Annotated in this window: 21 protein-coding genes; 7 read left to right on the top strand and 14 right to left on the bottom strand. The window is 44.6% G+C overall.

The features are described from left to right. Positions 1–11 precede the first annotated feature (11 nt). The 3 genes from DXN04_RS14070 (at position 12) to DXN04_RS14055 (ending at position 2,492) form a co-directional block, all read left to right on the top strand. Positions 12–446, top strand: a complete 435-nt coding sequence (locus DXN04_RS14070; RefSeq protein ID WP_116853990.1) for a recombinase family protein — start codon at positions 12–14, stop codon at positions 444–446. A 196-nt stretch (positions 447–642) separates the two neighbouring features. After that, the gene (locus DXN04_RS14060; protein WP_116853988.1) at positions 643–906 is read left to right on the top strand and encodes a recombinase family protein; all 264 of its coding nucleotides are present in this window, start codon (positions 643–645) and stop codon (positions 904–906) included. Positions 907–980: 74 nt separating this feature from the next. Continuing rightward, entirely contained in the window at positions 981–2,492 is a 1,512-nt protein-coding gene (locus DXN04_RS14055; RefSeq protein ID WP_116853987.1) for a recombinase family protein, read from the top strand. Here DXN04_RS14055 and DXN04_RS14050 read toward each other — a convergent pair. The 5 genes from DXN04_RS14050 to ubiE all read right to left on the bottom strand — a co-directional run bounded on the left by DXN04_RS14050 (position 2,470) and on the right by ubiE (position 8,205). Next, positions 2,470–3,519: a YifB family Mg chelatase-like AAA ATPase gene (locus DXN04_RS14050; RefSeq protein WP_116853986.1), complete on the bottom strand. Its 1,050-nt coding sequence runs from the start codon at positions 3,517–3,519 to the stop codon at positions 2,470–2,472. The two genes, DXN04_RS14055 and DXN04_RS14050, sit on opposite strands and share 23 nt — an antisense overlap. Before the next feature lie 84 nt (positions 3,520–3,603). Then, a complete protein-coding gene (locus DXN04_RS14045; RefSeq protein WP_116853985.1) occupies positions 3,604–4,932 on the bottom strand; it encodes a MutS-related protein in 1,329 nt (442 codons plus the stop codon). Positions 4,933–5,082: 150 nt separating this feature from the next. Beyond that, the gene (locus tag DXN04_RS14040) at positions 5,083–6,429 is read right to left on the bottom strand and encodes a dihydroorotase (protein WP_116853984.1); all 1,347 of its coding nucleotides are present in this window, start codon (positions 6,427–6,429) and stop codon (positions 5,083–5,085) included. Positions 6,430–6,742: 313 nt separating this feature from the next. Continuing rightward, positions 6,743–7,471, bottom strand: a complete 729-nt coding sequence (gene porT, locus DXN04_RS14035) for a type IX secretion/gliding motility protein PorT/SprT (protein WP_116853983.1) — start codon at positions 7,469–7,471, stop codon at positions 6,743–6,745. Further along, positions 7,420–8,205, bottom strand: coding sequence for a bifunctional demethylmenaquinone methyltransferase/2-methoxy-6-polyprenyl-1,4-benzoquinol methylase UbiE (gene ubiE / locus DXN04_RS14030; RefSeq protein ID WP_233525594.1), 786 nt, complete (start codon positions 8,203–8,205; stop codon positions 7,420–7,422). Before ubiE ends, porT begins: the two co-directional genes overlap by 52 nt. Before the next feature lie 39 nt (positions 8,206–8,244). Between ubiE and yihA the strand changes: the two genes are divergently transcribed. Further along, entirely contained in the window at positions 8,245–8,853 is a 609-nt protein-coding gene (gene yihA, locus DXN04_RS14025; protein WP_199415040.1) for a ribosome biogenesis GTP-binding protein YihA/YsxC, read from the top strand. 352 nt (positions 8,854–9,205) lie between these two features. Here yihA and DXN04_RS34540 read toward each other — a convergent pair whose 3' ends face one another. From DXN04_RS34540 to DXN04_RS14005, 4 genes are all read right to left on the bottom strand, one after another. Further along, positions 9,206–9,622: a hypothetical protein gene (locus DXN04_RS34540; protein WP_147319921.1), complete on the bottom strand. Its 417-nt coding sequence runs from the start codon at positions 9,620–9,622 to the stop codon at positions 9,206–9,208. 178 nt (positions 9,623–9,800) lie between these two features. Continuing rightward, positions 9,801–10,274, bottom strand: coding sequence for a ribonuclease H-like YkuK family protein (locus DXN04_RS14015; RefSeq protein WP_116853980.1), 474 nt, complete (start codon positions 10,272–10,274; stop codon positions 9,801–9,803). 184 nt (positions 10,275–10,458) lie between these two features. Next, positions 10,459–10,827, bottom strand: coding sequence for a CoA-binding protein (locus tag DXN04_RS14010; RefSeq protein WP_116853979.1), 369 nt, complete (start codon positions 10,825–10,827; stop codon positions 10,459–10,461). A gap of 406 nt (positions 10,828–11,233) precedes the next feature. Continuing rightward, entirely contained in the window at positions 11,234–11,740 is a 507-nt protein-coding gene (locus tag DXN04_RS14005; protein ID WP_116853978.1) for a GbsR/MarR family transcriptional regulator, read from the bottom strand. Positions 11,741–11,771: 31 nt separating this feature from the next. Here DXN04_RS14005 and DXN04_RS14000 point away from each other — a divergent pair, with 31 nt between their 5' ends. After that, positions 11,772–11,966 carry a hypothetical protein gene (locus DXN04_RS14000; RefSeq protein WP_116853977.1) on the top strand — a complete coding sequence of 65 codons (195 nt, stop codon included), beginning with the start codon at positions 11,772–11,774 and terminating at the stop codon, positions 11,964–11,966. A gap of 153 nt (positions 11,967–12,119) precedes the next feature. On the opposite strand, the gene DXN04_RS13995 is transcribed toward DXN04_RS14000, so the two are convergent. The 4 genes from DXN04_RS13995 to DXN04_RS13980 form a co-directional block, all read right to left on the bottom strand. Beyond that, positions 12,120–12,506 (bottom strand): VOC family protein, encoded by a 387-nt coding sequence (locus tag DXN04_RS13995; RefSeq protein ID WP_116853976.1) that lies wholly within the window; start codon positions 12,504–12,506, stop codon positions 12,120–12,122. Between the two features lie 82 nt (positions 12,507–12,588). Further along, entirely contained in the window at positions 12,589–14,238 is a 1,650-nt protein-coding gene (locus DXN04_RS13990) for a pyruvate dehydrogenase complex dihydrolipoamide acetyltransferase (protein WP_116853975.1), read from the bottom strand. Positions 14,239–14,326: 88 nt separating this feature from the next. Continuing rightward, positions 14,327–16,315, bottom strand: a complete 1,989-nt coding sequence (locus DXN04_RS13985; RefSeq protein WP_116853974.1) for a DNA polymerase III subunit gamma/tau — start codon at positions 16,313–16,315, stop codon at positions 14,327–14,329. A gap of 309 nt (positions 16,316–16,624) precedes the next feature. After that, positions 16,625–18,739 (bottom strand): M48 family metallopeptidase, encoded by a 2,115-nt coding sequence (locus tag DXN04_RS13980; RefSeq protein ID WP_116853973.1) that lies wholly within the window; start codon positions 18,737–18,739, stop codon positions 16,625–16,627. A 427-nt stretch (positions 18,740–19,166) separates the two neighbouring features. Between DXN04_RS13980 and DXN04_RS13975 the strand changes: the two genes are divergently transcribed. After that, a complete protein-coding gene (locus tag DXN04_RS13975; protein ID WP_158569008.1) occupies positions 19,167–20,327 on the top strand; it encodes an ATP-binding protein in 1,161 nt (386 codons plus the stop codon). 128 nt (positions 20,328–20,455) lie between these two features. Here DXN04_RS13975 and DXN04_RS13970 read toward each other — a convergent pair whose 3' ends face one another. After that, positions 20,456–21,619 carry a hypothetical protein gene (locus DXN04_RS13970; RefSeq protein ID WP_116853971.1) on the bottom strand — a complete coding sequence of 388 codons (1,164 nt, stop codon included), beginning with the start codon at positions 21,617–21,619 and terminating at the stop codon, positions 20,456–20,458. Positions 21,620–21,813: 194 nt separating this feature from the next. Here DXN04_RS13970 and DXN04_RS35605 point away from each other — a divergent pair, with 194 nt between their 5' ends. Next, positions 21,814–21,948: a hypothetical protein gene (locus DXN04_RS35605; protein WP_262512464.1), complete on the top strand. Its 135-nt coding sequence runs from the start codon at positions 21,814–21,816 to the stop codon at positions 21,946–21,948. Positions 21,949–21,959 lie beyond the last annotated feature (11 nt).

The following is a 21,959-nucleotide window of genomic DNA, read 5'->3' as shown; positions in this document are numbered from 1 at the left end:
CCTAATTCTTTATGCAGGAGATTAACAACGTTGGTATATGGAAACTTTGTGATACTGATCCCGCAAATGCAAATATAGAGATTCATTTTGAAGAGAATGCAAGAAGGTTCTGTATGCAAAATGGCTGGGATGTTGCAGACATTTATCGTTTAGGCGATGTACCTGTGACAGATGATATGAATTATCCGGAATATAGAAGAATACTAAATGATGTAATGGAAGGGAAAATAAGCAGGCTTATTATACTGGAAAATGATACTAAGCCATATCCAGATATTGTTTATTCTATCGGAATTATCTTGAAAAATTTTGGAATGCAGGTAATGAGCCTAAATGAGGCCACTATGAAAGTTGCCCCTATTAAAATAACTGTGAACCCAGCTTGGAAAGAGTTTTTTGGTAAAACCAACTTATCCTCTATTTATATGCAGAATAATGAAAATTAGTCTAAAATATTGATCATAGAAATTGAATATGGCCAAATGGAAAACAAAAAGGCGGTAGGTGCCTGGATCAGGTTTGCAAATGAATCTCTATCAACTGGGGATTGTATTTTGTCGTATGAAAATCAAGCGCAGGAATGGTGTAAGAAAAAGGGATGGGAGCTAACAAGAGTATATAGATTAATGGATACAACAAGGTATGCCAGTTGGGGAACATGAAGAAATGCTAAGAATGCTTAATGACATTAGAGAGGCGGTTATCATCGGCCTTGTTGTCTTAAGTTTTTCAAGGCTTTCACGTAATCCAGAAGAGATTAAAGCAATCGTTCAAACGTTTCAAACTCATAAAACCAGATTGATATTGGTGAGCAAAAGGGGATCGTCTAAGCAATGGTATGGTGAAATGTTATCAGTTTTTAGTTTAAATGAGAAAGGTTTAACCAACATAGCTTTAAAAAATTAGCTTAACGGCGTTGTAGATAGATACTTTATGAAAAATTTAATAACAGACATTATTTGATTTAAAGTCTTTGCCAAATGGAGGAAAATAAGTCAATAGGTATATGGATACGTGTGAGCACAGAGGACCAAGCAAAAGGCGACTCTCCTGAACATCACGAGGAACGCGCCCGTATGTATTGTAAACTGAAGGGTTGGGATGTAGTTACGGTGTATCATTTAGAGGCCATTTCAGGGAAATCTGTCATGGACCAACCTGAGGCACAGCGGATGCTTAAGGATGTGAGGGAGGGTAGAATAAAAGCGTTAGTTTTTTCGAAGTTGGCACGTTTGGCGCGTAATACCAAAGAGTTGTTGACATTTGCAGACTATTTTCAAGACCATAAGGCAGATCTTGTTTCTTTACAAGAATCCATCGATACCAGCACCCCCGCTGGGAGACTTTTCTATACAATTATAGCAGCGATGGCCCAATGGGAGAGGGAAGAAATAGCCAGCCGTGTTGCTGCATCTGTCCCCATACGTGCAAAGTTAGGTAAACCATTGGGCGGGGCCGCTCCATATGGTTATACATGGGGAGATGATCCGCTTAAAAAGCAACTCGAAATTGATGAAAATGAGGCCCCTGTCAGAAAATTAATGTATGAGATTTTTTTAAGAACTAAACGAAAAAAAACTACAGCTAAAGAGTTAAATGATTTAGGCTATCGTACAAGGAAAGGGGAGATGTTCTCTGACACTACTATAGATAGGTTATTGAGGGACCCTATGGCTAAAGGTGTCCGTCGTGCCAATTATACAAAAAGCAGGGGAAACAAAAAGCATTGGGACTTGAAGCCCAGTGATGAATGGGTGCTGATAGAGTGTCCAAGTCTTATTTCTGAGGATCTATGGAATCAGTGTAACAGTATTCTTGACCAACAATATAAAAAGAGAAATAAGTCAGGCAGACAAAGTAATTTTTTATTAGCTGGGATTCTTAAGTGTAAGTGTGATAATAAAATGTATGTCTATCATGGGGTAGATACTTTCCATTGTAAAAATTGCGGAAATAAGATAAGCGTAAAGGACATCGACTTTATTTATGAAGAGCAGCTGAAAAATTTCTTATTTACAAATTTAGAAATAGACACCTACAGGCAGGAGACAAAAGCATTGATAGAAGAAAAGACGAGTTTGGTTGAGGTGACCGAAATGGAAATAGGTGAATTGAGGAACAAAACGCATGAGCTATTACAGATGAGAATGAAGAAAGAGATCAGCCAGGAAGATTTTGCGTATTACTATCAGCCTGAGAAAAATCGCTTGGAGGAATTGCAACATCAATTAGCTGAACTTCAAGGCGAAATAGATGTCTTAACCATTCACCTAGCTTCTTCGGATACAATTCTCACAGATGCCAAAGACCTTTACAGTAGATGGGCCGATCTTGAATTGCATGAAAAGAGGAGTATTGTTGAAACGATAACAGATGAAATTGTTGTGGGAGAAGATGATATTCATTTGAAATTGGCTTACTTGCCCAAGCACACTTTTTTTGATGATAGTGGAAAAAGGCAACACAATGTCAGGGGTTCATGGAGGCGATGAGCATGAAGGCAGCGGGGAAGTCGGCGGTGTAATTGGCCCTGGAAATGGTGACTTTTCTTTCTTCGATGGGTTGGCGCATGACTTCTAAGACGGCGCGTTGAAATTCGGGTAATTCATCGAGGAATAAGACACCGTTGTGGGCAAGTGAGATTTCGCCGGGTTGAGGATTGATGCCGCCACCTACTAAGGCGGTATCACTGATGGTGTGATGTGGGGATCGGAAGGGGCGTTTTGTGATTAAATCACAATCAAGTTTACCGGCGACGGAGTAAATTTTAGTAGTTTCTAAAACTTCAGGAAGGGTCATGGGAGGGAGGATGGTAGGGAAGCGTTTTGCGAGCATTGTTTTGCCGGCTCCAGGAGGGCCGATGAGGATAATATTATGACCGCCGGCTGCTGCGATTTCAAGGCCGCGTTTGACCATGTATTGGCCTTTTACTTCATTGAAGTCAAGGTCGTTGTGTGTCTGTTGGGAGAAGATGTTGGCGACATCGGAGTTGGTGGGTGATAAAGTTTTGGGGTTGTCGTAGAAATCGATGACTTCTTTTAAATCGAGTGCACCGTATACTTTGATTCCTTCTACCATGGCGGCTTCTTTCGCGTTTTGTATAGGGAGGATGATTCCTTTGAAGCCGTCTTTTTTTGCTTGTACGGTCATGGGGAGTGCCCCTTTTACTGGAAGTAAAGTACCGTCTAAAGAGAGCTCTCCCATGAGGGTATAGTGACTTAAATAATCGGGGCTTATTTGTTCGGAGGCAGCTAATAAGCCAATTGCTATTGGTAGATCGTAAGCAGCGCCTTCCTTGCGGATATTCGCAGGGGCCATGTTTACGATAGTTCTGAAGCGGGGGAAGAAATAGCCGATGTTGTGAATGGCGGATTCTATGCGGTCTTCACTTTCTTTGACTGAGCTGCCAGGTAAACCTACGATTGAAAAACGGGTGCCTTTTGGCGACACATTCACTTCTATGACAATGGAAATGGCACTGACGCTTTGCAGCGCACTGCCATAGGTTTTAACAATCATGGATGAAAAAGTTTGTTACTGAATATAACGAAAAAATCTCATCTACCATGAGCAGATGAGATTTTTTACAAATGAATTAGCCGCTTATTTTATCTCGTTCAACAAATCCAACACCTTCTCCCGTTTCAATATCAGGTAACCAATTTTCTCTTTCGCAATACCATCTTTCAACTGATAAGTAAAATGTAGGTTATCATCTGTCACTTCTGATTCAAAGTACTTGAACCGTATATTTGACGCACCTTTCAGCTCTTCTGCTATTTCATACAGGTGTGTGGATAAGATGAATAAACAGTTCGTACTTTTCAACAACCCATTGATCACTGCCAAGGAGCAATTCTTTGCATCTTCCACATTGGTTCCTTTGAACATTTCATCAATCAGTACTAACCATTTTCTCCCATCATTAATTTTGATGATTGTATTTTTTATACGCTGCACTTCATTGAAGAAGAATGATTCTCCTTTGAAGATATTATCCTGTACCTGGATATTACTAAAGATCCCATTGAAGAAACTACATTTCATTTCGGTAGCAGGCACGCCCATGCCTATATGCGCCAGGAATACTGCTACACCTACTGCTTTGATGAATGTAGTTTTTCCTGCCATGTTTGCACCTGTCAGAAACATGAAGTGTGACTGAGGTGTGATGGATACATTGTAAGATACCGGTTTTGCTAAGATGGGATGATACAGATCTTTGATCTCTACATAGGGATGTGGGGTATCTTCAAATGTCGGGAATTTAAAATTGAAATGACGCACTGCTTTTGACATGGCATACATTGCATCGAGTCTGCTATACAGGTCTAATAATTCCTGGATGGTTTTACGATGCTTCTTACGGATGTAGTGATCATGACGCAGGATCTGCATGAAGGATACGGGTCCTGCTGCATCGGCTGTGATGATGTCGTTGAATTCTTTCTGATATAAGAGATGATGCGCTCTGTCCAGTAAATTTTTCAGATCGCGGGGTGTATTATCAGCATTATAGGTATCTACTAATGAGCGGAAACCTTTGAGCAAATTGAGCAACTGTGTGAAGGAAAATTTGATGAATCCGTAATCGGGATTGTACATCAGTTTTGTTACGACTGAACTTACTACCAGAGATAATCCTTCCGGGTTGCCGATGGGTTCTATCTGGGCTTCGAGATAGTTTTCCATCACGACAATGGTACCATTGGTAATATCTGTAGGCCAGCGGTCTTCCTGCTGAATCAGGTAGTTTAAGGATTTTTGTCTGTGCTCTATGGCAACTATATCTTTCAGCGGATTTGCATACATCTGCCTGAGATAATGTCTGCCGCCTGTTGTCGTGGTGAAATCCAGTTTATGAAACAGGGAGAATTCTTCTTCCCTGTTGAATATTGATAGGTCGTAATAGGTCGTATTATCTAATTCCATTGCACAGGCTTTTAGGTGAATATACGGAAATATGCCGCTTTATTTACAGATGAGCAATGTGAAGAATTCCATAAGGGGAGGGGAAAAAAATGGCCCGAACCTTTGCTTCCTTTGGTCGCAAAGATCCGGGCCATTTTTAGTATTTATCGTTTATCTGTTGAACAGCAGGCGTTGTCCTTTTTCACTTTCATTGAACACACCATTCTCATAAGCCAGGTGGCCGCTTACAAATGTATGTGTTACGGCTGCCGGGAATGTATGCTCTTCCAGTGGGGACCATCCGCACTTGTAGTGCAGATTGCTCTTATCTACCATGGTGGCCTGTTGCAGGTCTACAATGACGCAGTCAGCAAAGTAGCCTTCGCGCAGGAAGCCTCTTTCTTTGATCTGGAAGCAGATGGCAGGCGCATGTGCCATTTTCTCCACTACTTTTTCCAGCGTGATATTGCCTTTGGATACGTGTTCCAGCATCATGAGCAGGCTGTGCTGCACCAATGGAACGCCGGATGGTGCCTGTAAATAGGGTTGTTGTTTTTCTTCCCAGGTGTGCGGTGCGTGGTCGGTGGCAATGATGTCCAGACGATCGTCCAGCAGGCCCTGCCAGAGACCATGTTTATTGTGAGCCGCTTTGATGGCGGGATTACACTTAATGAGATTGCCATAGCGTGCGTAATCATCTGCTGTGAAGTAGAGGTGATGTACACAAACCTCAGCGGTAATACGTTTTTCTGCGAGTGGCAGCATATTGCTGAAGAGTTGTAATTCCTTCTCGGTAGAGATGTGCAGGATGTGCAGGCGGGAATTGTGTTTCTTGGCAAACTGGATGGCTACCAGGGATGATTCGAAGCAACCTTCTTCATTACGAATCAGGGGATGGTAGGCGGCAGTCAGGTTTTCCGGGCCCACTTCCTGTTTGTATTTCTCGAGGTTGTTTTTGATGATTTTTTCATCTTCGCAGTGGGTAGCGATGAGGACTTCGCTGCCACCAAAGATGCGTTCGAGGGTGATGTAGTTATCCACCAGCATATTGCCGGTAGATGAGCCCATGAATATTTTTACACCGCAGATGCGGTCTTTCTTTTCGTTTGTTTTTAGTACTTCATCAGCATTGTCGTTGGATACGCCCATGAAGAAGGAGTAGTTGGCCAGGGAGTGTTGTGCACCGATTTTATATTTGTCTTCCAGCAGCTCTTGTGTAAGGGCGGCGGGAACGGTGTTTGGCATTTCCATGAAGCTGGTGGTACCGCCGGCTACGGCTGCACGGGATTCCGTGTAGATAGTGGCTTTGTGGGTAAGGCCGGGTTCGCGGAAGTGGACCTGGTCATCGATGACACCGGGTAGGAGGTGTTTGCCTTCGCCGTTGATTTCGGTGTATTGTCCGCTGATGGTGATGTGCGGAGCGATTTTTTCTATACGGCCATTTCTGATAAGGACGTCCTGGACAGTGGTACTGCCTTCATTGACTACGGATATATTGCGGATGATATATGTCTGCATGGCGCAAAGATAGGGGAAAGAAAGGTTTGTCAAACTTTAAGGGGGAGAGGAGGAGAAGGGCAAAGGTGGGAAGGGGAAGAGTAGAAGGGGAAAGGTGGGATGAAGGAGAAGGGAAGAGGGGAAGGGAAGTGGAGAAGGGATGAGCTGATGACGGATGAGTAGAAGATGGGATGAGTAGAAGATGGGATGAAGAGGTGAAAGGGGGAAGAGATGGAAAGGGAAATGGGTGATGGGGGACCTTTTTCGTTGAGGGAATAGTTAACTGATTCTCCTAATAGAGAACAATTATTAAAGCAACAAAGTAATTGACTGATTAACCTTCCAGGTGGATGGAGAACACGATCATACGAGACTTCAGTGACTGTATCACATTGGAGTAACGGAGGTTCTTATCTTTCACCTGCATATTGGAGAGACCATTGCTGATCTTAAATTCAGGGGAGAAGATAAAGCTGGGGAAGTAAAACTCAAAACCAGCACCTGCTTCATAGCCATAGTCACCTGCTTTGATCTTCACGAGATCTTCTGCGCGGCGTGCGCGGGCATTGGAGGCCAGGTCATAGTCATATTTCAGACCGGCGATTACGTATACCCGCATATTATCGATACGATCTGACTTGAATTTGATCTGTAAGGGGAATTGCAGGAGGATGGATTCGATATTTTTAGTGGTTTCCCGGGTGGGGAAGTTTTCCCGATAGTATAAGTTTTTCGAGGCGAATGACAATTGCGGATTAAGGCGAAGGTCGAAATATTCGCTCAGGCGTACGTTGCCCAGGAGACCGAGGTTAAATCCAAAGGTCTTGAGGGGCTCTACTACCATGATAGAGTCCTGATGCAGGAAAACCGCATCGTGCAGGAGTTTGAAATAAGAGTTGTTGGCCGCGAGCGTGATACCAAAGTAATAGGGCTTGGCATCATGTTCTTCCATATTCAGTACGGTTTGCGCCTGAGCGCTCCTTGTATTCCATAGGATAGCCAGTATCAGTACTAGCGGGAAGCGCAATAAATAGAGCTGATGCCGAATGTGAGTTTTTTGCATGTCACTGCTTGAAAGCCGGTATTAGTTAAAATATTACACATTTCCTGACCTTGGGGGAACGCTTTCACAGATTCGGGAAGGTAGCTGTATGCTGCCTGACTCTTTGCAATCCATTTTCCGATCAGGGGTGTAATATAGCGAAAATACAAATTATATAATTGTTTAATAGGAAAAACTGTTGGATTAGAGAATTCTAATATTACCAATTTTCCGCCCGGCTTCAATACACGCAACATTTCAGCCAGTCCTTTTTCCAGATTCTCGAAGTTGCGAACACCGTATGCTACCGTTATTGCATCAAACGTATTATCAGGAAAACTTATTGTTTCGCTATCTCCCAGCTGCAGGGTAATTTTGTCAGAGAGGCCCAGGTTATTAATTTTTTCCCGGCCAAAGGAAAGCATGCCTTCAGAGATGTCGATACCGGTGATGGTGTCAGGGTTGAGCATCTTGTTGGCCATGATGGCGAAGTCGCCTGTACCGGTGGCCACGTCCAGCATTTTTTTGGGTTGGAGGGATTTCAGCAGTTTGAGGGCTTTTTTTCGCCACATGATATCGATCCCGAGGGACATAAAGTGGTTTAAAAAGTCATAGCGATGGGCAATATCATTGAACATTGTCGCTATTTGTTCCTTCTTGCTTAATTTTGACGCGGCAAACGGTACTACTTTCTTGTCTGACATAGCCCGCAAAGTTAGGGTGTTCTTGTTGATAAGTAAAATGCTAAAAGTCATGTACGGGGCCAATTTTTGATTTTTTTGTAAAAAGATATTATGATTATAAAATCTGCGGAATATTTAATTAGTAGTCCAGAGTGGGAAAAATGTCCTACTCCGAATTTGCCGGAGTATGCGTTTATTGGTAGGTCGAATGTGGGTAAGTCCTCGTTGATCAATATGTTAGCTAATAATGAGAAGTTGGCAAAGACATCGGGTACGCCGGGAAAGACGCAACTGATCAACCACTTTTTGGTGAATAAGGATTGGTACCTGGTGGATTTGCCGGGGTATGGGTTTGCGAAGGTGAGCCAGTCTCAGCGGAGGAGTTGGGAGAAGATGATTGAGAATTATTTGCGGAAGCGTCCGAACCTGGTGAATGTGTTTGTGTTGATTGATAGCAGGCATACGCCTCAGAAGCTGGATATTGATTTTGTTAATCAGTTGGGCGAGTGGCAGATTCCATTTAACCTGGTGTTTACGAAGGCGGATAAAAGTACGCAGGCGGAGACGAGTAAGAATGTGAAGGCGTTTTTGAATAAGTTGAGGGAGAATTGGGAGTTTTTGCCGGCGAATTTTGTGACTAGTACGGTGAAGAAGATGGGAAGGGATAAGATTTTGGAGTTTATAGATGAGATGAATATGCAGTTTAGGGCGATTGCATAGGAGGGGTGAGGGTATGAGTGATTGCAAAAGAGTGATTACGTAGGATGGCGATTGCATAGGAGGGGTGATGATATAAGGTGAGAGTATTGGAGGGTGATAGTATAGGTGGGTATGGCAAAGGAGGTTGATTGCAAAGGAGATGATTACATAGGATGGCGATAGCATAAAGAGTGATAGTATAAGAGGGGTATTGCATAGGAGAGGGGTGATGGTAGGTGATAGTACTGGAGGGTGATTAGGGTGGTATAAGGGGATTATTGCAATAGAGGGATGATGGTATATGAAATGCAAAAACACAGTTTAGGCAATTTGCGAAAACTGTGTTTAATAATATATGGATAAAGGGGCGCTGTTACAGTGCTCCTTTATTTTTTACGCGAACATAAGTGGCTTTGGTGCCATCGGCGATGTGCACGGCAGACAGGTAGAGCGTATCGTTAGAGTTGCAGAAGGTGCAGCTGTAGATCCTTGGATTCCACGGGTCTTTGTCAGAAACGAGGTAAGGAAGACGATCTGCTTTGAAGGCCATGAGAAAAGATTCCCTGCTGATGAGGGTATCGTGGCGATAGGTCAGCATATTATTCCCATTGAAAGTAATAGTGTTAAGCGCACTACTATCTACCAGGCTGAGATGCTTGCCGGAAACGGTTTGTATCAGTCGCCAGCTACCTTGAAGTTTGCTGGATGGGTTGTCTGCAAGGTTCTCTTTTTTGCAGGCAAAGGTTGCTAATAACGCTAATAGTGTGACAGTGACAGATATGGGTCTCATTTTGATCCCTTTAATTAATTGTAGGTTGTTAGGTATAATTTAAGATACGAAGAATTTTTGAAAAATGGTAGGGTGGGGTTATTTCAGATGCAGTTTTTCAGTTTTTTAAGGGGGATAGTTTCCCAGGATGTGTGGTTACACATCCTAAAGCAAAGTGAGAAATGTGCAGACCCGTTTATCAGTTCACTACCTTATCGGCACAGCAGCTACTGGCAAACGCGTCTGGCTTGGCTTTGAAGGCGAAGCCCATACCCAGTATATAACCCATTGCTTCGCGTAAAGCAAGGTTGCTTTTAAACTGGGGGTTGGTGTTAATGTCCGCATGTACTTCCATGTCTACATCGTATTCGGTAAACAGGTCACAGAGTTCGTAAGCGATCTCGATGCTTTTGGCTACTTCTATGAGCATACGCTCTTTGATAGAGTAGGCATCGTGTGTTTTTTCGTTGTGAATGAACATGAAACCTCCATGTCCTTCGCGTAGAAATACGATGACGGTAGCGAATTCTGTGTCGATGCCTTTGACCTGGGAGTCTGTCCCGATGCATACTTTGAGGTGAAAGCCTTTGGCGGTTTCGCGGATGATGGCCTGGCGGACTTCTTCCTTAATTGGCAATTGGATTTGTTCGCCGTTGAATCTTCTCCATTTCATGATATATATGATTAGAGTGAAAAGGCAGTGTTGAGTTATAAAGCCAGTCGGTGATTCAGCGCCTTGCGGAGAGGGATATCAGGATAACCGAATATACAATTTATTTGAATAGGTTGAGTGTGGTATGTATGCAAAAGGGAGGGTTCGACTTTTGGCCGAACCCTCCCTTTTTTGAAAAAAGCAATCAATATTGTCCGGTACTGAGGAGTACCAATGTGCAGGCTTCCATTGTATCAATCCCTTTGTCCTCCGCCATCTTCGCCAGTTCGTCATTTTCGGTGCCGGGGTTGAAGATGATGCGTTTAGGGTGCAGGTTCATGATGTAATCATAATATTCTTTCTGGTTGCCCGGGTTCATATACAGGGTCACTGTATCCACATCTTCCTGAGTACCGTGGTCGGTAGTGATGGGGATACTTCCTATCTGGGCAGCTCTTTTGCCGATGGCAACAACAGGATGGCCATGGGCAGTCAATCTGTTTACAGCCAGATAACTATATCTGTCAGGATTAGGTGATGCACCTAATACCACTGTTTTTTTCTTGTCGCTCATACTTATATAGTAACAAACTTTACACCAGAACATGAATGGAAGGGGCGGTACCGCCTTCCTGGCAGGGGAGATGATGTGGTTGGCATAGGTTTCCAAGTGGGGGGGGAGATATAAGGCCAGCCTGGGTTGTGTGGGTGGCAAGCTTTTAAGCAGGGTTTAGCTTTGTGCCAATGAGACAGGTGCTGATCTGTTAAGCCATGCAGGGTAGGAAGCCTGGCGGGAAGGATGGTTATCTGCTTATTGGTTGTGATGTGCGAATGAATGGACGGTTAGAGGTGCGGTGGGGAGCACTGCAATTGGAGCTGCCGTTGAGGTCGGATTGTCGTATCCGGACTTTCAGTTTTTGAAAGGTTGTTTGGAAAAAAACAAGGCGGGGGGCCGCCTTAGATTTATCATCGGGATGACTTTATTTGAACAGCTTCATCAGGGTGGAATAGAACCAGTTTGCATCTGCTTTTACAAATGCGTTCAGGGTTTTGTCTGTTTGATGAGCGAATTTGTTGATTTCTGTAATGGAGTCTTTGAAGGATTTCAGGTGTTTGTCTTTCGGATCACCTTCTACTTCCTGGAGTTGTTCCAGGGTTTTGAGGATGGGATCCAGTTCCCTGCGTTTTCTTTCGCGGGCAATTTCTTTGGCAACTTTGTAAATATCTTTTTCAGCGGTGAAGTATTCTTTTCTTTCGCCGGGCACGAGGACGCGGTCTACGAGGCCCCAGTTGATGAGTTCGCGTACGTTCATGTTGGTGTTGCCCCGGGAAATGTTTAGCTCTGCCATGATTTCGTCTGCACTTAGGGGCTCAGGCATGATCATTAGCAAAGCGTGGATTTGGGCCATGGTTCGGTTTATACCCCATTGGGCTCCGAGGGAGCCCCATGTTTGGATGAATTGTGCTTTTGCTTCGGCTAATTTCATTGCTTCCTTATTGAAGGTATAAAGGTATATTATGTTTTTGAACTTTCAAAAGTTTGTGAAAAGGGGGAGGGGGGAAGAGGAGAAAGGAGAGAGGCGAAAGGGGGAAGGAGATAAAGGGGATAAAAGGGGTAAAGGGGAGAAAGGAGGGAACGGGAGTGAGTTGGAAGGCGGGAGAGTTGGAAGGATGGAAAGGAAGCAGGAGGAAAGAAAGAAGGAGGGAAAGTAGATAGAGAGAAAAGCGAAAAGGAGTGAGATGAAAGAGGAGAGAGATGGAAGGTGGGAGAGCAAGGGAGTCTTTTAGTTTTTGTATAAATGAAGCATTGTTCTGTACGAGGTAGGTATAATATTAAAAGGCCATGTGAGCATCAAAAGCTTCGTTTCAGGTGCGGGAATGAAGAGCGATGCGGTTGCCATCGGTATCATAGATAATCGCAAAATACCCGGGAATGGGAATATCAGCAATGGGGCGTTTATCCAGTTCAATCTTACCTCCGGCTGCTTCTACGCGGTCCAGGATAGGTGAAAGGTCTTCACCTGCATTCAGATAAATCAAAGCCCCGCGCTGGCTGGGCAGGTATTCCATACCATGGACAATAGCTCCGCCAGCGCCACTGGTGTGGTCGAAGAGGAAGAAGGCCATTTTTTTGAGTCCGGAGATTTGTTCGGGAAGCTCATAGCCTAGAATATGGCTGTAAAACTTCCTGGCTCTGTCGAAGTCGTGTACGGGGATTTCGAACCAGTTTAATGCATTCCGGAGAGGTTCCATTGTTACTGCATTTGATATAAATATAATAAAAAAAAGCGGCTTCCTGTCAGGAAGCCGCTCTTCATAATTATATCGTATTGGACTATACCAGCATTGTAACTGGATTTTCCAGGTAACCTTTCAGTGTTGCCAGGAACTTAGCACCTACGGAACCGTCTACGCTACGGTGATCACAGCTCAGGGTCAGTTTCATGATATTAACAGCTTTGAACTGTCCTTTTTCAGATACTACTGTTTCCTTGATACCACCAACGGCCAGGATTGCAGAATCCGGAGGATTGATGATAGCAGTGAATTCATCGATACCCATCATACCCAGGTTAGAGATAGTGAAGGTATTGCCGGTGAAGTCCTGTGGTTGCAGTTTCTTGTTTTTCGCCTTGTCGTACAGACCTTTAGCATCAGCAGCGATCTGGCTCAGAGATTTCTGGTCAGCGAAGCGGATTACCGGAACGATCAGACCATCTTCGATAGCTACTGCAGAACCGATGTGGATGTGGTGGTTCTGGCGGATGAAATCACCCATCCAGCTACTGTTTACATCAGGATGTTGGCGCAGTGCCAGGGCAGCTGCCTTGATCACCATATCATTGAAGGAGATCTTAACAGGAGAAACCTCGTTAATTGCTTTACGGGCTTCCATTGCCTTATCCATATTTACATCTACTTTGAGGTAGAAGTGAGGAGCAGAGAATTTGCTTTCGCTCAGGCGCTTAGCGATTACTTTGCGCATCTGGGTCAGCTGAACATCGGTGTAACTTTCCTGACCTGCAGGTGCAAAAGCAGGAGCTGATTTCGCAGCGCTGGCAGCAGGTGCAGAAGCGGTAGCAGCAGGTGCAGCGGATGGAACGAATCCGTCCACATCTTTCTTCACGATTCTACCGTTATCGCCGGAACCGGTTACTTTATTGATGTCGATACCTTTTTCCTGTGCCAGTTTCTTAGCCAGCGGAGATGCTTTCACACGACCGTTAGCGTCAGTAGCAGTAGCTTCAGGAGTTGCAGCAGGAGCTGCATTTGCTGCCGGAGCAGCAGTTTGAGCGGCAGGAGCAGAAGCAGCAGCTGGTTTAGCACCACCCTGACCTTCGGAAGCCAGGATTGCGTCTACGTTTGTACCTTTCTTACCTACGATAGCGATGATACCATTTACTTTGGCAGCATCACCTTCTTTTACGCCTACATATAATAATTCACCTTCAGCGTAACCAATTACTTCCATGGTAGCCTTATCGGTTTCCACTTCAGCCAGTACGTCATCGCTTTTCACGGTGTCACCTACTTTCTTATTCCAGGCTACGATCTTACCTTCTGTCATCGTATCGCTCAGGAGCGGCATACGGATTACAGTTGCATTTTTCAGTGCTTCTGCAACAGCTGCATTATCAGCGGCTGGGGCAGGAGCAGCAGCCGGAGCTGGTGCCTGAGCTTCAGGTTGAGCCGGTGCAGCAGCAGGAGCTGGAGCAGCACCACCCAGTAAAGACTGGAAGTCTTCACCCGGTTTACCAACGATAGCTATAACTTCATTTACTTTAGCAGCCTTTCCCTTCTCTACACCTATATATAATAACGTACCCTCTACATATCCCATCACTTCCATGGTGGCCTTATCAGTTTCCACCTCAGCAATTACATCGTCTGCTTTTACGGTATCGCCTACCTTTTTATGCCATTCCGCGATCACCCCTTCTGTCATCGTGTCACTCAAAAGGGGCATTCTGATAACTTCTGCCATAGTATTTTTCCAAATTTTGCTCAAACCTACAAAAGAATTGCGAATTGTGAAAGTCGTATTCTTGTTCTTCTGCCGATTCTAAACGGTATTAAAAATCGAGTTCTAAATTTAGTTTGTCTTTCAACTCTTTCACGAGCGGATATTTTTCTATCATCTTAGCAAATTTCTCGCGGCTGGATAGCGGCGCAGGGCCAATATCCGCTGTTTGCTGAGACTCATCGAGATGAAGTGTGAGTACGAGGCTGTTGTTCCGGAACTTGTCTTTGAAGAATTGAGAGATGGCCAATTTTTCTTCTTCCATGAAGCGGAATTGCACAATATTTCTGCTTGTAATTCCGATCTCTTCAGGACCCAGCATGGAGATAACGGCCAGTTGTAAGTTACTTACGACTGTCATTTTGTTAGCCTGGCGGAAGCGGTCTATGAACTCATCCCAGTATACGGAAAGTGCGCCATGTGTCATGGGGATACTTTCCTGCTTTGTTTCGGCGGTTTGCTGGGCAGCAAATGCCTGTTTCATGGCGGCTAGGCCTGTCAGCTTAGGTACGGTGGCTGCAGGTTTGGAAGCCGTTTGGGATGAGGATGATTGGGAGGTGTATGACTGGGAAGATCCCGGTTGTCCGGAGGAAGTTGTCGAAGACCTGGTTTGTCCGGATGGAGATTGGGTTCCATTTTGTCCGGATGTATGAGGGCTTGCAGTTTGTCCGGGTGTAGTCTGAGAATAAGCAGATTGTCCGGATGCCTGCTGAGCAGATGTATTTGAATTATACTGTGTGCTTGTAGCGGTTTGCTGTACAGGCACTTTATTTTCTATAGTGAGCTTAGGTTCATTGGCTGCAATAGATGCACTTGTAGCTGGCTGACCTGCTTTGGCAGGTGTGGCCTGAGCGATAGGAGCGCGGAGCTTTTGAGGGGCGGAACCGTCAGCTACCAGTTTTTTTTTTACTACCTCTCCGGTTTGGTCATCGCTGACTAAGGTAACTGCCTGTTGCAGGAAACAGAGTTTGATCAGGGCCATTTCTACGTGCAGACGTTTATTGCGTGCCATGCGGTAGTTGATCTCTGTTTCGTTCAGGAGGTGGAGGGCGGTGATGAGGTAAGAAGGACTCAGTTTGCCGGATAACTGGCGGTAGCGGTCTTTGAGGTTACCGCTTACTTCTACGAGGTGGAGAACTTTGTCTTCCTTGCACAACAGGAGGTTGCGGAGGAATTCGGCCCAGCCATTGAGGAAGTTGTCGCCTTCAAAACCTTTTTGCAGGATTTCGTCGAAGATGAGAAGGGCGGAAGCTACGTCCTGTTGCAGTACGCCATCCATGATTTTGAAGAAGTAATCATAGTCAAGAATGTTGAGGTGCTCCAGGGTATTCTGGTAGGTAAGTCTGCCGCCGGTGAAGGAGACGATTTTATCCAGGGTACTGAGGGAGTCACGCATACAGCCATCGGTCTTTTGCGCTACGAGGTGCAGGGCATCGCTTTCGGCCTGGATGTGTTCTTTCTGACAGATTTCCTGTAAGTGATCCACGGTGTCCTGGATGGTGATGCGCTTGAAATCGAAGATCTGGCATCGGCTCAGGATGGTGGGGAGGATTTTATGTTTTTCGGTGGTAGCCAGGATGAAAATAGCATAGGAGGGGGGTTCTTCCAGTGTCTTCAGGAATGCGTTGAAGGCGGAGGAACTGAGCATGTGCACCTCATCTATGATATAGATTTTATATTTACCGGCTTGAGGAGCAAAGCGTACTTGTTCAACGAGGGTACGGATGTCGTCAACTGAGTTGTTGGATGCAGCATCCAGTTCGTGGATGTTGAAAGAGGAGCCTTCATTGAAGGAAACGCAGGAGTGACATTGATTGCAGGCCTCACCGTCGGGCTGGAGATTTTCGCAGTTGATGGTTTTTGCCAGGATACGGGCACAGGTGGTTTTGCCCACACCGCGGGGACCGCAGAACAAAAATGCGTGCGCAAGTTGGTTGTTGCGGATGGCGTTTTTGAGTGTGGTGGTAATGTGGGATTGTCCTACTACTGTAGAAAAGTTCTGTGGTCTGTATTTACGGGCAGAAACGATAAAATTCTCCATATTCAAAGGCTATTCACGAAGGCCGAAAGTACACAAAATTCAGGAGAAATGTTAATAAGGGGAGAGGTGGTTGGGGAATGGAGAGTTTGAGAGTGGCCTGCGGCAGCATGGAAGAAGGTGAATATTCGGCTGGTGCCGTGGTTTGGAGGGTTTAGTGGCGGGAAAGAGATGTTTTAGGTGATTGGTTTGGGGATAATGATGGGGAAGGATCGTTTTTCGGTGGTTGGTTGGGTATGATGGCGGGAAAGAGATGTTTTTTGGGCGAGGTTGGGGGAAAGGAGGCTATTTTATAGCACCGCTTCCAACATTTTACAGCACCGCCTCCAACCAGGCTTTTTTCATCAGAATTATACTATTATTATACTGCTCCATCACCGTTGTACTAATCTCATGCAAGTTCGTTATCTCCTCCATAACCGGCTCATTCCCATTTATATAACTATAGTTATACCGCATGAAATGACTCACCTTTTCCTGTAAAGCGGCATCCCATCCTCCCGATACTTCCGGCATCTGCTTCATGCGCTGCAAAATTTTCCTGAGCAATGCTCCTTCATCCACCAGACTATCAAAATAAGGTTGGGCGCTGGCCATCGTCAGGCCTTGTTCACTAAAGAGTGAGCTGACTGAATGGAGAATTCTGCCAACGATATCATTTAGCTGCCAGCAGATGCCCTGGTGTTCGATCAGTTTGAAATACTTTTCCAGCAGCAGTTTGGCGTTAGCAGGATCTTTTTGGAATGCGATGGTATAATGGTAGTGTATAGCCAGTATATCATGCGCCTGCAGCCATTCTGCTTCCTGGCGGATACTGGATTGAAGTTTGATGCGCACTTTGCCCGCAGCATTGGCAGGATATTGCTTTCCTTCAAATTCAAAATATCTTGTTTTGATCTGGCCCTGTTGAATTGCATGCAGGGTCTCCGCATCCTGGATATCTCTGAAGTAGGCACGCAGGCGTTGTACATTATTCTCTGCATATAATGTAGCAGTAGATAATGCCGCCATCTGTTCATTGGGCAATGGCGTGATATTGGTTTCGGACAAAAGCGGAAAAGGGCGATTGTCGTAATACTCATTGAAGACTGCCGGCATTGAGTAATCCCTGATCCGGGTGGCCGTTTCAGCTATGAAATTTTCCACAGGGTAAGCCGCATATTGACCCGGTTGCTGAATAAAAGGTTGATTCAGCAAATTGGACATTTGCTCCTGTAATTCCTCTGCATGCCGGAAGAGTTGCCATGCACTCTCAGGGCGCAGCGTTTTGTTGATATTGGCGGCTATGTAGCGTTGTTCTCTTTCTTCCCTGGAAGGATGCGTGGCCCATTGATCGGGAAGGTGCACCCTGCTCAGCAGGAAGGAGCTAAAATAACTATTCGTTACCATTGGCAACTGGTGCTCATCCAGTGCAATTTCGTGCTGGGAGGCATAGAGGCGGATGAGGGAGCGGTGTACTTCGTATATATTTCCAAAGCGACGTTGCTGTCTTGCCATTTCCGGAAGTTGCAGCAAGCAATGCTCATAAAAGAATCCACTTATTTCCAGTCTTCGCATGGCTGAAACGGCAGCATCTGAACCTGCTACTTTCATTGCTACTTCGTCTGCATGAAATTCCATTTCTCTTCGGAGTGCCATGTATTGTTTGTTCACTATACCATACATGAGTCGTAAGGCTTTTTGGATATCACTGACGATGCGGAGATTGATGCGTGCCAGCAGTGCAAATACGATCCATCTGCCAGAGATCCAGCTCATGGTTTTGTGCCAGCTTTGGTTTTCGTATAGCATGTTGTAGATCATCCTGTTTACAGTGTATACGTAGCTGGCGAGTTTCATGCTTCGTTGTGAAAAATGTCCGAATTCATGAGCGATGGCCATGGTGAATTCACTTACGTTCAGACTATTGACAAGGCCTAAGCCGATCTCCAGATTTTTGCCGACAGGCCAGAACATGTTCATGAAGCGAACGGGATAAATGACTGCAGCATTAACACCTGGGGCGAGGTAAACTTTTTTAGGGAAGCGGGTTTTGGTGGCTCGCGCAATTTGGTGGAGGCAGTCGAAGAGTGCGGGTTGTTCCTCGCGGGTGATAGGGATGCGCAATGAAAGGTCCTGTTGCTGGCGGGTGAAGAGAAATTTGATCAGGAATAAGACCTGCATCATACCCATGAAGATAATGCCCAGGCCAGTGATGAAAAGGAGGATGGAAAAGATGGTGATGGGGTGAAGAGGTGCAAACATGATAAGGCTGACACCTGCCCAGAGAAAGATGGCGGCGAGGATTCCTGCATATATGAGCAGCAAACCATAGGTGACGAAGAATAGCAGAATGCTTCCCATCATTTTGAGGACCTGCAATCTGAATGATTTTGCCGGTTGGACTGTAGTTGAATTTTCGGGACCGGCCGAAAAACTGTTGGACATAGTTACAAGCAAGTTAGCATGATGATTGCTTAATAAATATAGTGTTATTTTGAGAAGTTGAAGGTGGGAAAAATGGAATTTGAAAACGAATTGTTAATGGCCGCCAGTGCCAGGGAAGGAATCTTTATATTAGACGTTTCATTATGGCACAGGTAGGAAGGAAATGAACAAACACTAACTTAATAAACAACAGCACCACAGAAAGGACCATAATTATCGTGTAGGAAGCAATCTTTCATATTTACAATCTCTTAAGATGTCGCGAATGGTCGCACGCAGGTTGACCTCAAGTATTGTACCCTTTCTGGTACAAATACCAGATAGTATTTTTGTCATTAGCATCGCACTATTATTCCTATTAATAGCAATTGTTGCTATTGTCATGAACTACCGGCTTCGAATGCAATTAAACAAAACTAAATCTGCCTTGTCTGAATCTATAAAAGGCAAGCTGAATATGATTACAAACTTCAACAGGGAAGTGCGTACCCCACTGAATGCTGTGATCGGATTGAGTGAACAATTGACACATACCCCATTGAATAAAGAACAACGGGATCTGCTGCATGCTATTGAACATGCTGCGGGGATGTTGCTGCGTATTATGACCAATGCGCAGGAGGTTTATAGCCTGGCAAAAGGTGATATACAATTAGATTCAAATCCATTTGAAATTTATGCCGCTTTCTATAGTGTAATGGAAGAGAAGCGTACCCTTGCGAAGGAGAAAGGCTTATACTTTGATGCGCTTTATGAGGGTGATCAATACCTGCGTGTACTGGGTGATGAACAGCGATTGATACAGGTGATGCAACACCTGGTTGATAATGCAATTAAATATACCAAACTGGGAGGTGTGCAAGTCATTTTACGTGTGACGAAAGCTGAAGAGGACAAAGCTGTAATTTACCTGGAGGTAAAAGATACGGGTATCGGTATTGCTGAAGATATGATTCCTTATCTGTTTGGTTATTATTCTTTTCCCCGTCCGCCGCAAATGGCAGCGGTGAGTGGTACCGGATTAGGTTTGGCGATTGTGCAGCATATCCTGTATTTACATGGAACGAAGGTGCATGTTGAAAGCAGTCAGGAGAAAGGTAGTTGCTTTACTTTTGAAATTACTTACCCCGTACCGGATAAAAAAACGCTGATCATTTCACGGAGAGAGTTGGAAGATATGACCGGTAGTTTTATGGAAGGGAGGAATATTCTTGTGGCGGATGACCAGGAAATGAACCTGGTATTGCTATCGCGGATTTTGAGCAGGTGGAAGTGTAATTTTGATAAGGCGACAGATGGTATTGTTGCTTATAATTTGTTTTTACATCACGATTATGATATGGTGTTGCTTGACGTGCAGATGCCTGGTATGACGGGCCTTGAGGTAGTGAGGAAGATACGGGAGGATCGTGATGCAATAAAGGCAGCTGTACCGGTGCTGGCGATTACTTCTGATATAACGATGACTGAAAATGATAGGTACCGGGAGTTAGGGTTTGATGATTGTATGTTGAAGCCGTTTAAAGAGCGGGATATTTACAATACAATTATCAGGCATTTGCCTCCGGCAGGTGTGAAGGTGTTGTAAAAAAATGAGGATGTATCAAATGCAAAATTTCCGGGATTTAATTCGGATGTTGAGGGTGAGAATTTTAGTTTATGAAATTCTCTTTCTCTATGTGGTCAAATTACTTTTGATACAACCTCGTTTTAAATTTAAGCAAGTTGTGGATGTCGTTTGAATTCTTTTGTTCTGTCAAACAAATAGCGATAGGTCGTTAACCTGCGGGTGATGGTGGTACCTAAGCTTTCTGCCATATTGATCATTTTAGGATTGAAATCTCCAATCCACTGCATCTCATATTTCTCATATTGCAGCTTGTGCTGGATGATGGCACCTCCTTCAAGGATCATATAAGCATCTGCTCCCTTGCCCTGGAATTCAGGCACTATACCGAATAAAATTCCTGTGAATGTTTTGGTACCGCGGGTCCATTTCAACCAAAGCAGTTTGAGCATCTGTAAGGGACCGAATTTACCATTCATGTGTTTGAAATATTCATTCAGGGATGGTAAGTTCAGCCAGGCACCGATTGGCTCATTGTTGTGATAAATGAACCATACGATCTTTTCATCCATCACCGGTTTCATTTGCTTAAACAGTTTCATTGCCTGGGGGAAGGCCATTTCCTTGTTACCACCATGGCCTGCCCATGCTTTGTTATACACATGCACAAAGTCTCTCACATACTTCTCCATATTATTCTTTTTCAGATGGCTGGAGGAGAATGCCGGATCTGCTGAGATGGCGGCATGGCGGGCATAGAACTTATCTTGAACCCGGTCTTTTACATTCAGACCATAACAGTATTGGTGGAAAAAGGGTTTAAATCCGTAGTTTTCCATCAGTTCTTTATAATAAGGAGGATTGAAGTTCATACCATATAATGGTTCGTGGAAACCTTCTACCAGCAATCCCCACCAGTTATTTCTTTCACCAAAGTTAATAGGGCCGTCCATCGCTTCCATGCCTCTTTCTTTGAGCCAGTCGCGGGCATGGTCGAAGAGGAAGTTGGCCGCCTGCTGATCATTGATACAATCAAAGAATCCTACGCCACCTGTGGGTTGTTCATCTCCTTTGTTCTTATATTTTTTATTTACAAAAGCGGCTATACGGCCTATCAGTTTGCCATTGTCATCTTTCAGCAACCAGCGGATCAATTCTCCGTGGCGGAATGCCTTGTTCTTTTTGGTATCAAACACTGCATTGATGTCCTTGTCCAGCGGACGAACCCATCCGGGAACATCTTTATTCAGCTGCACATGAACGTCTAAAAACTGCTTTGCTGTACGTTTATCATTTACAATCACCAGTTCCATAGGGAAGATTTAGAGGTGCAAAAATAACGATTGCTCAATATATATTGAGGGAGAGGTGTTTTAATTTGATTATTTCGGGGTGGTAGGGGAAATGAGGTTCGGGAGAAGGGCTACAGGAAAGGATTTTAGGGTTAGATAATAGTTTATTCAAGGCAGAACTTAATGTCGGAGGCGAAATTTAGAAAGGGTTATCGTTGGCAGATGCGATAAGTATACAGTGGATACTGCCTGCGGTTGTGGCGATTAGTCCGGAGATGTTGCCGGAGCAGGATGTGATTCAGGGAAGTAAAAGTAGTAAGCAGAAAGTAGTGGGTGTGGAGAATGCATGATGAGCGTTGGG

The organism is Chitinophaga silvisoli, assembly GCF_003412465.1.
Lineage (GTDB): Bacteria > Bacteroidota > Bacteroidia > Chitinophagales > Chitinophagaceae > Chitinophaga > Chitinophaga silvisoli.
The sequence above is the reverse complement of the archived record's forward strand: the minus strand, read 5'-3'. Positions and strand labels throughout refer to the sequence as shown.